We start from the raw sequence: 13,471 nt of genomic DNA, 5'->3' as shown, positions 1-13,471 counted from the left end.
TTTAAAACGGTACAAAAGTAAGCATATCGGTTTATATACTTTATAATTTATTTATAAAACTTAACCAACCTTTAATATTATGCTATGGTTGACGAAAACCAGGACCAGATTACATTAAAATATAAAAGATTAAAGGTGTATACACCACTATCTCCCCACCTTATAGGTTATATTTATGTGTGATGGGGTTATCGGGTCGCCATCACGTTTATCAACAGACATTGAAGAAAGCGGGACTTTAATCCCTCTATAGTATATGTCACAACTTAGTGTACCTCCGTATGACGAACTAACTTCAATAAATGCTGTCTGCCCTTCTGTTGCCATAGTTACATACTCGTAAGGCTTAGTCAGATAATTATTGGAAAATTGAGTTGGGTTTGTCAAATCAGAATTGACAAATCCTATACTAAAACTATAACTAATGTTTGAACTGGCATCAACTCTTAAAATATTATTAGCAGCATCAGCTTTGGGTTTACCATCAGGGGTTTGATTGCTTTCTTTCTTACAACTTACAAAAAGCATGATCAACACATAAAAAGGCAGTAAATATTTTTTCATAATAAGTTGATAATTGGTTACACAATTTAAACATTATCAACTAAAATATTCAAATCCAAATGAGTAAAATTTATGAATTACAGTAACTTATAAAAATTTAGTGCAATAGCCTATGTAAAAAATCGCGCAGATAGCCGATCCCTTCAAAAAGAATGGCAAGCACACCAATAATAACAGTAAATTGTTCGAAGGGGTTCATAATAACTATATGACGTTAAGTTACCACAATTATTACACCTGAAACCCAACTTATTCTATTGCATAAGCCTGGTAATCATCGCCTTTTAGCGCAGGCAGCCAGGTATCTACATAATCATTCTTAATGGTTTGTTCAATTACCTGCAGGGCCGCAATGGTATAACGGCTTTCATGGGCATCATTAACTCCCGCTATAAATGCCCAGTTGCCCCAGTTGCTTGCAGGCGAATAATCAATCAATTTTTCTTCAAAGTAAGCCGCCCCCCTCTTCCAGTCAACCTTAAGCTCATGTACCAAAAATCCGGCAACAATTTGCCTGTTGTAATTGCTGATATAACCTGTGGCATTCAATTCGTGCATAATAGCATCAACAAGCGGCACACCTGTTTCGCCATGTTCCCACCTTTCAAAAAGCGCATTGCCGGTAATAACATCTTCAGCAACATCTTCATAATGATCTTTTATCGCAATAAATTTTTGGCCATGTTTTTTAAACATAAACCTGAAATAATCACGCCATAACAGATCAAGCAGCATACCCGGGTAATGCGTATTATTTAATTGCTGTTGTTTTATAATTTCCCAATAAGCCTGCCGTAACGAAATGCAACCCAAAGCTATCCAGGGTGACAGCTTTGATAAATTAATGGCGTTATTTTTTTTGCCGGTGATTGTTTGGCTGTTGTTTAAAAAAAACTTCGCCAGCTGATTCAAAGCTTCATCTTCACCACCTGTAAAATGGCAGGTTGCACGCGGGTCGTCAACCGGCTCATTCAAACCAAGCATTTGCAGAGTAGGGATCTCCCCGGCATCTGTAATTTCAGGGGTTGTAATACTTTCCGGCGTGGCTACACATTGACGTACGTTGCTATCGCGCTCTACCTTCTTTTTAAAAACAGCAAAGCTATCCGGGATGTCTTTTATTGGAAAAGGCAAATCCTCTTTATGATATAAGGTATGGCCTATAAAATGTTTTAAGTTCAGTTTAATTTTCCATAAAGCAGCCTCAACCTGTTCAGAAATTTCGGTTTCCTCGTGGGCAACCTCCCGGTGGTGATATACTTCGTTTACCTGGTATGCTTCGGCAAGTTGGGGCAATATTTCGGCGGGACTGCCAATGCGGATAATTAACTCCCCCCCAATGCCCTGCAAATTTTTACGCAGGTTGGCCACAGATTCTAACAGAAACCTTGCCCTTATATTACCGGTTTTAGGATTTCCCGAAAGATTTTGCTTAAAATAGAAAGGGTCAAAACAATATACTGGCAACACTTTATCAGCTTTACGCACCGCTTCTAATAATATTTCATTATCATGTACCCGTAAATCATTTCTAAACCACACCAATATCGTTTTTTCACTCATCTTTAAACAGGGGATTGACTTAATTGCAGTATACAAATTTGCAATTTATTTATCAGTTACAAATAATTGTAGCTAATATTTGACATCTTCTCAACATTTAAATGTCTTTTACTGCTGTTTAAAGGTTTACAGCTATTAAATATATATTATATGTGGTAATTATTTGTAATATCCTAAAAGGATAACCGTTTATTTATATATATGTATGACATTTACTTACAAGGAATGTTATAAATTTATAAACTAAATCCCATCTACTATGGCTACTATCGAAAGCATTCAGAAAGCATATATGGATTTTGTATTAACTGAGGGCCAGCAACCCAAATCAGTTTATATTTTCGCGAAGAAAAACAAAATGTCCGAAGAAGAATTTTACCGCTTCTTTGGCTCCTTTAACGCTATTGAGCAAAACATATGGACCGGCTTTGCCTTAAAAACCATTGCTGAAATAAAAACACAGGAAGTCTGGAGCCAATATTCAGCCCGCGAAAAGGCTTTATCTTTTTTCTACAGCTTTTTCGAGCTGTTAAAAAGCAGCCGCAGCTTTGTGGTTTACAGCATTAGGAAACAACCAAAATCTTTTTTAACTCCACAGACCTTTACGGGGATAAAAGATGTTTTTGAGAATTTTTGTAATGACCTGATAGTTGAGGGTCTGGAATCGAATGAATTATCTGAACGCAAATTTTTTAGCAACCGTTACAAAGATGCCCTTTGGGTACAGCTTGTTTTTGTATTAAATTTTTGGATAAATGATAATTCAACAGGGTTTGAAAAAACTGATGAAGCCATTGAAAGAGGCATCAATGTTACTTTTGATCTTTTCCAGCGCTCACCAATAGATAACCTGTTTGAGTATGGCAAGTTTTTAGCCAAAAACGGCGGCCTTAAAGAAAAAATGGGATTTGGCAGCAACTAATACATTTGCCGCCATATTTGACATGGACGGCACATTAATAGACAATACCCCTTATCATTTTAAATCGTGGGTGGCATTATTTAAAAAATACGGAAAGGGTGAATTAAGCAAGCAAACCTATTATACGGAAATAAGCGGTGTCCCAATTATGGATACCCTGAAACGTCTGTTTCCGGATCGTGATGAAGTTGATTTAAAAGGACTACTTAAGGAAAAAGAGGAATTTTACCGGAAAGAGTATGCTCCCTATTTAGTGCCCATAAACGGGCTGGAAAACTTTTTAACGGAGCTGAAAAATGACGGTATAAAAATGGCCATGGCGACCTCGGCAACGGTTGAGGATATTGATTTCATATTAAACAAGGTCCCTATTCGTAATGATTTTGATGAGATCATAAATTCATCAATGGTAAGTAAGCCAAAACCAGACCCTCAGATATTTTTAAAAGCAGCAGAAAGATTAAACATGGCACCGTCAAATTGTGTTGTTTTTGAAGATTCATTAGCCGGAATTAAGGCAGCAAACAGTGCAGGCATGAAAGTTGTCGCAATAACCACGGCGCATACGGCAGATGATCTGCATCCTGTTGACCTGGTTATCAACGATTACTCGGAACTGACCGTGCAGAAACTTGCCGCGCTATTTAAGGAACATTAATAAGATGAGTGATAACACACCAAAAGAACAAAACAGCATACCAACAAGTAAAGTACAACGCTCGGCAAAGTTTGTAAAAACCGGGATTAAAATTGGTGGCAACTATATAAAGCATTATTCAAAAAAACTGTTCAATCCCGAAATGGACAAGTCGGAGCTGAACGAGGACAATGCGTCAGATATTTATGAATCATTAAGCGAACTAAAAGGGAGTGCCCTTAAAGTTGCACAGATGCTGAGCATGGATAAAAACCTGCTTCCGCAAGCATATACCGATAAGTTTTCGCAGTCGCAATATAACGCTCCTCCCCTTTCCGGGCCGTTGATCGTACAGACATTTAAAAAATATTTCGGTAAAACGCCCGATAAAATTTACGACAAGTTTAACGTCCGTTCATCAAATGCTGCATCAATAGGCCAGGTTCACCGGGCTGAACTGGATGGCAAAAAACTGGCGGTAAAGATCCAGTACCCGGGTGTGGGCGATTCTATCTCATCTGACCTTAAGCTGGTAAAGCCTTTTGCCTTCCGCATGCTTGGCATGAGCGAAAAGGAGCTTGATATTTATATGCGCGAGGTTGAAGAACGACTGCTGGAAGAAACCGATTATGAGCTTGAGGTGCGCCGTTCTATTGAGTTCTCTATCGCATGCGCTGATCTTGACAACGTAGTTTTTCCCAAATATTACCCCGAACTATCCAGCAAACGCATCATCACTATGGACTGGCTGGAAGGCAAGCACCTGCGCGAGTTTTTGCAAACAAATCCATCGCAGCAATTACGCAATACAATTGGGCAGGCCCTTTGGGATTTTTATAATTTTCAGCAGCACGAGCTCCGCGCCGTACATGCCGATCCGCATCCGGGGAATTTTATGATAACCAGTGAAAACAAATTGGGTGTTATTGATTTTGGCTGTATAAAAGAAATGCCTGAAGATTTTTACTATCCATTTTTCTCCCTTACCTCAACCGGGTTGATGGATAACAAAGAAGAAACCATAAAAGCTTTCCGCCAGCTGGAAATGATCCACACTAAGGATACTCCGGCTCAAATTGAGTTTTATTACAGCATGTACCGCCAAATGATAGGCCTGTTTGCCAAACCTTATATAACAGATCATTTCGATTTTGGCCAAACTGCATTTTTTGAAGAGTTATATGGCTTTGGCGAAAAAGTATCAAAAATGCCCGAGTTTAAACAGGCCCGCGGTGTAAAGCACTTTATTTATGTAAACCGCACCAATTTTGGCCTGTATAATATATTGCATGAACTAAAAGCTGAGGTAAAGACAGATACATTTAAACCTCATGTGGTGGAACAGTTTGCTTAAACCAGTTTGCAGTTTTCAGTGGGCAGTTGGCAGTAAAATAGATTTGTTAACTTTTTAAAAGTTGACAGATCTAATCCTATATTTAGCGTTCAATCACCTAATTGCGATAATGGATTCCCTATCTTTAAACCTCTGCTCCAAAATAAGCTTGTTACTCTTAATATGTTTATTTCTCTCAAATTGTAATTCAAATAAAAAAGCATCTGAAACTGCAGGCAAGAGCACATTAGTCAGCAAGAAAAAAGTTAATTATTACGATTCATTAACAGAGAATTTCGACTCTTTTTTCAAAAAATTTCAATCAGATTCAGTTTTTCAACTTACGCGGGTTAAATTTCCATTTAAAATAACAAATGAATCAGAAGAAGGTGATTCAACTTGGTTTGTAAGAAAAAGTAATTGGAAATATACCAGCTATGGAATCGGAAAAGCGGCAGATGAGATAATCAAAAAGAAAAAAATAAAGGAAGGACTGATTAACATTGAACTTACTATTGAAGATACCGGGGTTCTTGTTAATCACTATTTTATAAATAAGGACGGAAAATGGTGGTTAGCTTATATGGTAGATGATTCGGATTAATTAATTCAGATAAGAAAATTGTTAATGTAAATTATCCTGTAAACTCTATATTTATCAAACCAAATCGCCACAATATGAAAGATAAAATAGGAACAAAAACAAACCCAATGCTGCTGAAAACGCCGCCGCTATCATCAGAATATACCATGCATGTTGATGAAAAGGATGGCAAAGAAGTTTTGGTGTGTACCGTTGGTAAAACTATACTGCACTATGATATCCGTTGCCTCAATGATTTGCATACCATGCTGAAACAATACGGCGATTGGATGGAACTTGGCAGTGCCGATGAACAGAAACCCGTAAAAGATAGAACCGTTGAAGCCTGGGGCCGCTCGGAAAGCAACCCGGTTGGCGGCTGGTACGGGTTAAAGAAGGGCCTGCGCGGCCGCTTTGGTATGTATATTCCGCCGCTGATGGAAAAACTTGGGCTGGCTGAGGTAACACATGAAGCAAAAGGAAACAAAATGCGGGCGATATAAGCTCGGTTGAAATATTTATATACTATAGTACCCACCAAAAAATGAGAGGAAAAGGTATCCTTCTTACTTTGATCATTCTTGCATCATGCAAAACAAAACCTGCTAAACAGGCAGTCCATAGTAAACCTGGAAGAGTGTTACAGGCAAGTTATTCTCATAACAAAACAATAATCCCCATTAAACAACAGGATACCTCTGATGACAACATTGCCGATGAAACTGCTGTTTATTATGTGGTAGTAACTGATACCGGCACCAACTATTACCATCTAAAGGAAAAGATGGAAAATATTCACCAGGCTTTAAATATTTCTATTGATACCATGGGAAGGTATTATAATAAAGCGAAAGATCTTATTGCATTGCCCGACAATGATAGTGATGAAATTTACGCCGGCGATTACTATCCCAGAAGATATCCAACCAATTTCCTCAGCCTGGAATATATGGCACTTTATAACAGGGGCTCATCAATTAAAACGATTGCCTTAATAGCCGGAATTTATGAAAATAAAAACAGCGCCGATAGTGCATTGAAAATTTTAAAGCCCGTGCGAAGTAATGCATTTGCTATAAAGTCATCAATTTACATGCGGTGTATACATTAACAACATAATTTTGTATGATTGTAAAAATCATATAAATTACTACAATGCTTCTAAAAAACACCTTCGTTCACCACGTACATTTCTGGCTAAATGACAAAGCAGATGAACAGCAATTGATTGATGGCTTAAACACACTTATTCCTATTCCGCATATCCGTGAGATCCATATTGGTGTACCAGCCGAAACATTTCGTTCAGTGGTTGACCGCTCCTATGATGTATCCCTGCTGCTTTTATTTGATAGCCCTGAAGCGCAGGAAGCCTACCAGGTAGATCCAACCCATGTATTATTTGCCGAAAACTATGCAAAACCCCTTTGCAGTAAAGTTGTTGTGTCAAATAGTATTAATGTGTAGCTGGCTAGTTGTCTATAGACCATGGACGATAGTCGATAGCTATTATTTACAGGGTAATTTAACAGTTTTCACCATGGTCTATGGACCATCGACTATGGACTCCAATCAACTATGAACTCAAAACACATCCTCCTCACCGGCGGCACCGGGCTCATTGGTAAAGCCCTTACCTCACAATTGCTGAAAAAGGGCTACCAGGTAAGTCATTTAAGCCGTAAGCCGGGTAATGATCCACAAGTAAAAACTTTTTTGTGGGATGTTAATAAGGGCGAAATAGACGAGCATTGTATTGATGGCGTAGACCTGATTGTTCATTTAGCAGGCGCAGGTATTGCTGACAAACGCTGGACGGACGAACGAAAGAGAGAAATTATTGATAGCCGTACAAAATCCATCGGACTGGTTTATCAATTACTTCACACAAAAAAGGATGAGGTTAATTCCATAGTATCGGCCTCGGCAATTGGATATTACAGTGATCGTGGTGATGAACTGCTGACAGAAGATAGTGCTCCGAATAATGATTTCATGAGTAAATGCTGCGTTGAGTGGGAAGCCGCCGTTGACGAAGGCAAAAAACTAAATTTGCGGACAGTTAAATTCCGAACCGGGGTGGTGCTTAATAACGGTGGCGCATTAAGGCAAATGGCGCTGCCTGTAAAGCTTTATGTTGGCTCACCATTGGGTAGCGGGAAACAATGGATTCCATGGATTCACTGGCAGGATGTTGTTAATATGTACATGCTTGCCATTGAAAATGAAAGTTTCACGGGCGTTTATAACATGGTATCCCCTAACCCGGTAACCAATAAACAGCTAATCAAGGCAATTGCCAAACAGCTGCATAGGCCCTTGTGGGCGCCTAAGGTACCTGCATTTTTATTAAAGCTTTTACTGGGCGAAATGAGCACTATAGTATTAGGCAGCACAAAAGTATCGGCACAAAAAATTGAAAATGCAGGATTTAGCTTTAAATATCCTGATATCACATCAGCGTTAAAAGAAATTTATGGATAAGCATTCGGAGGTTTTGGCATTTTGGTTCAGGCGGGATCTTCGTTTGGATGACAATGCCGGACTTTATCATGCTTTAAAAAGTGGCAGCCCTGTATTGCCAGTCTTTATTTTTGATAAAGAAATATTGGATAAACTGGAAGATAAGGACGATGCCCGGGTAACCTTTATTTACCAAACTGCTGAAGCACTGAACAAAGAGCTACAACAACATGGCAGCAGCTTACTAATAGTATATGATAAGCCCGAACACGCATGGAATAAGCTAATAAAGGAGCATAACATAACTGCTGTTTATACCAACCATGATTATGAACCTAATGCTAAAGTACGTGATGAAGCTATAGCTGCTTATCTAAAAAAGCACGAGATCCCTTTTAATACCTATAAGGACCAGGTAATTTTTGAGCGCGATGAAGTAATTAAGGATGATGGAAAGCCCTACACGGTTTACACCCCTTACATGCGCAAATGGTATCAAAAATTAACCCCTTTACATTTAAAAGCCTACCCCAATAAAAAATATTTCAAAAACTTTTGTCAAACCAAAGCTTTCAACATTCCATCATTAAACCAAATGGGCTTTGAAAAAAGCAACAGAAAATTCCCTACTATCCATTATAAAAAACTGATCCTTGATTATGCTGAAAAAAGAGATTTCCCTGCCATTAAAGGCACAACGCATATTGGCCTGCATTTAAGGTTTGGCACAGTAAGCATCCGCGAACTCATCCGCACAGCAAATGCCTTTAAAGAAAAAACATGGTTGAATGAGTTGGTATGGCGCGAGTTTTATATGATGATATTACATCATTTTCCAAAAACTGCCGACCATGCTTTCCGTCCGGAATATGATCGTATTAAATGGGTAAATGACGAAAAGCAATTTGAAGCATGGTGCAATGGACAAACCGGTTTTCCGCTTGTTGACGCCGGCATGCGCGAGCTGAATACAACAGGCTATATGCATAACCGGGTGCGTATGGTAACAGCAAGCTTTTTAAGTAAAGATCTTTTGATTGATTGGCGCTGGGGCGAGCGCTATTTTGCCCGTAAACTACTTGATTATGAAATGGCCAGCAACGTTGGCGGCTGGCAATGGTCGGCTGGCTCTGGTACCGATGCTGCGCCTTACTTCCGGATCTTTAATCCTGATTCACAGCTTAAAAAGTTCGATCCCGAACTTGAATATATAAAAAAATGGGTTCCGGAATATGCCGACTTCAGCAAATATCCAAAACCCATTATTGATCACACTTTTGCCCGGGACCGCTGCTTAAAGGCTTTTAAAGAAGCCTTGTCTAAATAATTTATGGTGTTACAGTTACAATTACAAATGTAAACCGGAGCACACTGTTGGTAGGGATAGTACCTGATGTAGTATTGGCATAACCTAAGGTAGAAGGAATTATTATAGAAATTTTTGTCCCGACAACAACGTTGTTTTGTAACGCTTCCTGCACGCCCGGAACCAATGATGAAACAATTAAAGGCGCAGAAATATTATCTCCATTATTAGCGCCGTCAAAAACAGTTCCGTTAAGTAATGACCCTGTATAAGTTGCCGTAAATGAACCGGCAGCAGTAATTGGGCTTGCACCGGTGCCCGGCGTTAATATTTTATAGTAATAAAAATTGCCCGGGTACAATACACTTTCTTTTTTGATATAGGTTGAAACGTCATAATTATTGTGGATCACCTGCTCATCATATGTTTTATAATTGTCAATTACGTGTACATAGTAATCAAGGCACTGGTTACCTGCTATTTTTGTATTTGCATTTTGCGAGCTGCCAGAACCATACCCGCTAACGCCATAGGCCAGGTGGGACGGTATAAGTAAACGTGCACTTGCACCTTTATACTTAACCAGGTTTTTTATAGAAAGCTGCAACCCATAAGGCAATGCATCAGATGTTAAATGACCAAGGTAATCTTCCATATGGTTTTGGATAGTATCTGAAGATACATATTTACCATCCATAGAACGTAAAGTAAACACAAAAGATACTTGATCAGGATAATCCAAAGGACCAAGGGCTGTATTACCTGGCAGTATTATTTTGTAATGTATACCGGTAGTATCGCCGCCTGATGTATCTTTTTTCAACCCGGTTATTCCATTCGCACTAATATAATTCTGGATCTGACTTTCATCATACTGCTTAATATTCTGTTCAATTTTGCCTTTGCGGCATGATACTAAACCTATAGCAGAAATTAAAAGAAGGGTAAAAATTTTGTTTCTCATTTGTTACTGTTGTTTTTGCTGCTAAGTACAGCTCTCATTACACATTATATTTAGTGCGCTGATCCTTTTTTTATGTTAGTTGGTTATATTATAAACTTTTATATTAAAAATAAGTATTGCGTTTGCCGGCAATCCTAATGTTGGCTGCGCAAAAGGCCCATAAGCATAGTGCGATGGTAAATACAGTGTTATTGTACCACCTTTTTTAACTTTGGGAATCCCAAACTGCCATCCTTTTATGGTTGCCCCCAATATATACGTTGGGTGAAATTGATCAGTTGATACAAATTCTTTGCCCGTAGTTAACAACGATGCTTTATAGCCTACTGTGATCAGCGTCGAGCTTGTATACAGGTCGATTCCTGATCCAAGGGTATCAATTACATAATAGATCCCTGTTGAAACATTTGCCGAGTCTATCACTTGTGCAGTAATGTTGTTGCTTTTCAAATAAGCAGTTATTATTTTCTCATCAATTGCCTGCTGCGCGCTAATTTGCGCCGGCACATTGTTTGTTTTTTTACACCCGGCAAAACAAGCACATAAAAGCAAAAAAAATAACAGTATCCTGTTCATCCTATCATTCATTCAGTTTATTTGCCCTTATCCTCACAGGCATACACGCAAACTGGCACCTATGTTTCAATCGGCAAATTTATTCTTTTATAATTCAAAAACGGCAGCTTAACACTTTTTAACAATTAATTAGTACAAGGCTGTAAAAACCTATACGGTTTGAGTTGGGGTTTCGCTACTAATAACGGTGTTTTTGTTAGAAACGTGTGGGTTATGCGGTTAAATAAGTTGATTATGTTGGATTGGGTTAATTGATCTTTTTTTTCATTTTGTTAAAATAAACTATTCCTCCGGTTTAAAATTTAGCGTAAGCTGATTTACTTTCTTAAGCATCTTTACCAAATATTCTCTATCGCTTTCACTAATATTATCATTAAGATAATTGTTAAATTTTTTCCCTATTACACGGGCCTGGTGGCGCTTCTCCTTGCCCAGCTCGGTCAAATAAATTTTAACCGAACGTTTGTCTCCCTTGTTTGATTCGCGGTATATCAAGCCTGATTTCTCCAGCTGGCGTAGCATCCGCGAAAGGCTGGTTGATTTTAGGCCCAGCAAAGCTGCTGCATGCGAAACTGTGGTTCCTTCCTTTTCATCAATATTAATAAGCAAATAACCTATTGATTGCGTTATGCCAAATTCAGTAACCAGCTGGTTGTACCGGTTAGCTACAGTTTGCCAAACTATCTTCAAAAAATAATCAATAGTTTCCTGGTGTTTTATGTTTTGGTTCATATTCTGGTCAATGGTCGATAGACCATGGTTTGTTTTTACTTAATACAGGGATATAAATTAACTTTTCTACCATGGTCCATCGACTATGGTCCATCACCTACCACCCCATCTTACTGTCATCCCCTCTCGGGTCGGCGCCGCCCTGGTAATAACCGTCTTTTGTTACTAAAATTGCATCAACCCTGCCACTTGCTCCCCCACTAATTATTTTATAGCCTTTTTGCTGTAATTTCTCAATTGTGATATCATCAAAGGCACCTTTTTCAATATTCACCTGGTCTGGCAGCCATTGATGATGAAAACGTTTTGAGCTAACTGCCTGCTGCATGTCCTGGTCAAACTCTATCACATTTAAAATAGTTTGAAATACCGAAGTAATAATGGTTGATCCGCCCGGTGTGCCAACAACCATAAACAGTTTTCCATCTTTTTCAATAATAGTAGGCGTCATTGACGATAGCATCCGTTTACCCGGCTGTATGCTGTTTGCCTTTCCACCAATAAGTCCGAACATATTTGGCACTCCCGGCTTCGAACTAAAGTCATCCATCTCATTATTTAACAAAAATCCCGCACCTGCGACAAAGATCTTCGAGCCGAATGATCCGTTCAGCGTTGTAGTTATCGCTACAGAATTACCTTCACGGTCAATAATAGAATAGTGGGTAGTTTGGTCGCTTTCATAACCCGCGAATGAACCTGGCTGGATGGTACTGCTTGGGGTAGCGGCATCCCAGCTAAAGTTCTTCATGCGATCTTCAATGTAGGCCGGCTTTAGCAAGCTATCTACAGGAACTTTATAAAAATCAGGATCACCCAAATATTTTGAACGGTCGGCATATACCCTGCGCTCTGCTTCAACTATCAGCTGAACGGTTGAATCCTGGTTATAGCCCCACCGGTGCAATGGGTAATTTTCAACCGAATTCAGTAATTGCAATAAGGCGATCCCCCCGCTTGATGGCGGTGGCATAGTAATAATTTTATAGCCTTTATACTTGCCGGTAATAGCTTTGCGCCAAACGGAATGATATTTTTTAAGATCTTTTTTTGTTATGATACCCTGGCCGCTCTTCATTTCCTCAACCAGTTCATCTGCAACCTTACCTTTATAAAAGCCTTTTCTTCCCTTATCACGGATCAGCTCGAGCGTTTTTGCAAGGTCCTCCTGTACCAGCAGGTCGCCTTCCTTCCAAACACTATCTTTCAATAAATAGGTTTTACCCGGGTTTAATTTTTTAAACTGGCCACTGCCCCAGTTAAGATCCCCGGCAAGGCGCTTTGATATTTTAAATCCGGTATGTGCCATGTCAATTGCCGGCTGTACAAGTTCTTCCCATTTTAGTTTTCCATATTTTCGATATGCTTTAACCATGCCATCAACAGACCCGGGTATACCGGATGCCTGGTGGGTTAAAATACTCATATCAGGTATTACGTTTCCGGCGCTGTCAAGGTACATGTTTGCGCTGGCCGCTGCAGGCGCCTTCTCCCGAAAATCAAGTGTATTAGTTTTCCCCTTTGCCGACCGGTAGACCATAAAACCACCTCCACCAATATTCCCTGCCTCAGGATGGGTTACCGCCAGTGCAAATTGCACCGCAACAGCCGCATCAACCGCATTACCTCCTTTTTTTAGGATCTCCAGGCCAACTTTCGAAGCATCGGGTGTAGCACAAACTACCATTCCGTTATGATATAAACTATCCGGGCTTTTTACCGGTTGATCCTGTGCAAACGTGTTCTGTAAAAAAACAATTGAAAACAAGAGTAAGGTTGTTTGTTTTAAGTTGAGTTGGTAGTGCATAGTATCCGCGGAAATTAATCG

General features: G+C 39.3%; 15 protein-coding genes. 9 read left to right on the top strand and 6 right to left on the bottom strand.

The window, feature by feature from the left end:
- Window positions 1-147: 147 nt before the first annotated feature.
- Complete coding sequence (locus JWQ54_RS13830) at window positions 148-564, bottom strand: hypothetical protein (RefSeq protein ID WP_299585632.1); 417 nt, start codon at window positions 562-564, stop codon at window positions 148-150.
- 249 nt (window positions 565-813) lie between these two features.
- Window positions 814-2,127 carry a DASH family cryptochrome gene (locus tag JWQ54_RS13825; RefSeq protein WP_299585630.1) on the bottom strand — a complete coding sequence of 438 codons (1,314 nt, stop codon included), beginning with the start codon at window positions 2,125-2,127 and terminating at the stop codon, window positions 814-816.
- Between the two features lie 259 nt (window positions 2,128-2,386).
- Between JWQ54_RS13825 and JWQ54_RS13820 the strand changes: the two genes are divergently transcribed.
- The 9 genes from JWQ54_RS13820 to JWQ54_RS13780 all read left to right on the top strand — a co-directional run bounded on the left by JWQ54_RS13820 (window position 2,387) and on the right by JWQ54_RS13780 (window position 9,392).
- Window positions 2,387-3,049: a TetR family transcriptional regulator C-terminal domain-containing protein gene (locus JWQ54_RS13820; RefSeq protein WP_299585628.1), complete on the top strand. Its 663-nt coding sequence runs from the start codon at window positions 2,387-2,389 to the stop codon at window positions 3,047-3,049.
- Entirely contained in the window at window positions 3,036-3,707 is a 672-nt protein-coding gene (locus JWQ54_RS13815) for an HAD family phosphatase (RefSeq protein WP_299585626.1), read from the top strand. The genes JWQ54_RS13820 and JWQ54_RS13815 overlap by 14 nt, the downstream gene beginning before the upstream one ends.
- 4 nt (window positions 3,708-3,711) lie before the next feature.
- Window positions 3,712-5,040: an AarF/UbiB family protein gene (locus tag JWQ54_RS13810; protein ID WP_299585624.1), complete on the top strand. Its 1,329-nt coding sequence runs from the start codon at window positions 3,712-3,714 to the stop codon at window positions 5,038-5,040.
- A gap of 109 nt (window positions 5,041-5,149) precedes the next feature.
- On the top strand, window positions 5,150-5,623 hold the full coding sequence (locus JWQ54_RS13805; RefSeq protein WP_299585623.1) for a hypothetical protein: 474 nt from the start codon (window positions 5,150-5,152) through the stop codon (window positions 5,621-5,623).
- 74 nt (window positions 5,624-5,697) lie between these two features.
- Window positions 5,698-6,105, top strand: a complete 408-nt coding sequence (locus JWQ54_RS13800) for a DUF6855 family protein (protein ID WP_299585621.1) — start codon at window positions 5,698-5,700, stop codon at window positions 6,103-6,105.
- Window positions 6,106-6,146: 41 nt separating this feature from the next.
- Window positions 6,147-6,713: a hypothetical protein gene (locus JWQ54_RS13795; protein WP_299585619.1), complete on the top strand. Its 567-nt coding sequence runs from the start codon at window positions 6,147-6,149 to the stop codon at window positions 6,711-6,713.
- Window positions 6,714-6,757: 44 nt separating this feature from the next.
- Window positions 6,758-7,069: a Dabb family protein gene (locus tag JWQ54_RS13790; protein ID WP_299585617.1), complete on the top strand. Its 312-nt coding sequence runs from the start codon at window positions 6,758-6,760 to the stop codon at window positions 7,067-7,069.
- 111 nt (window positions 7,070-7,180) lie between these two features.
- Window positions 7,181-8,086 (top strand): TIGR01777 family oxidoreductase, encoded by a 906-nt coding sequence (locus JWQ54_RS13785; RefSeq protein WP_299585615.1) that lies wholly within the window; start codon window positions 7,181-7,183, stop codon window positions 8,084-8,086.
- Complete coding sequence (locus JWQ54_RS13780; protein WP_299585614.1) at window positions 8,079-9,392, top strand: deoxyribodipyrimidine photo-lyase; 1,314 nt, start codon at window positions 8,079-8,081, stop codon at window positions 9,390-9,392. The genes JWQ54_RS13785 and JWQ54_RS13780 overlap by 8 nt, the downstream gene beginning before the upstream one ends.
- 1 nt (window position 9,393) lies before the next feature.
- Here JWQ54_RS13780 and JWQ54_RS13775 read toward each other — a convergent pair whose 3' ends face one another.
- The 4 genes from JWQ54_RS13775 to ggt form a co-directional block, all read right to left on the bottom strand.
- Window positions 9,394-10,335, bottom strand: a complete 942-nt coding sequence (locus tag JWQ54_RS13775; RefSeq protein ID WP_299585612.1) for an FKBP-type peptidyl-prolyl cis-trans isomerase — start codon at window positions 10,333-10,335, stop codon at window positions 9,394-9,396.
- 75 nt (window positions 10,336-10,410) lie between these two features.
- Window positions 10,411-10,842 (bottom strand): FKBP-type peptidyl-prolyl cis-trans isomerase, encoded by a 432-nt coding sequence (locus JWQ54_RS13770; protein WP_299585610.1) that lies wholly within the window; start codon window positions 10,840-10,842, stop codon window positions 10,411-10,413.
- A gap of 351 nt (window positions 10,843-11,193) precedes the next feature.
- Window positions 11,194-11,643 (bottom strand): MarR family transcriptional regulator, encoded by a 450-nt coding sequence (locus JWQ54_RS13765; protein WP_299585608.1) that lies wholly within the window; start codon window positions 11,641-11,643, stop codon window positions 11,194-11,196.
- Window positions 11,644-11,740: 97 nt separating this feature from the next.
- Window positions 11,741-13,450, bottom strand: a complete 1,710-nt coding sequence (gene ggt, locus JWQ54_RS13760; RefSeq protein ID WP_299585606.1) for a gamma-glutamyltransferase — start codon at window positions 13,448-13,450, stop codon at window positions 11,741-11,743.
- Between the last annotated feature and the right edge of the window lie 21 nt (window positions 13,451-13,471).

The organism is Mucilaginibacter sp. (genome assembly GCF_028288225.1).
Lineage (GTDB): Bacteria > Bacteroidota > Bacteroidia > Sphingobacteriales > Sphingobacteriaceae > Mucilaginibacter.
Note: the sequence above shows the minus strand (reverse complement) of the source record. Positions and strands in the feature narration are given on the sequence as shown.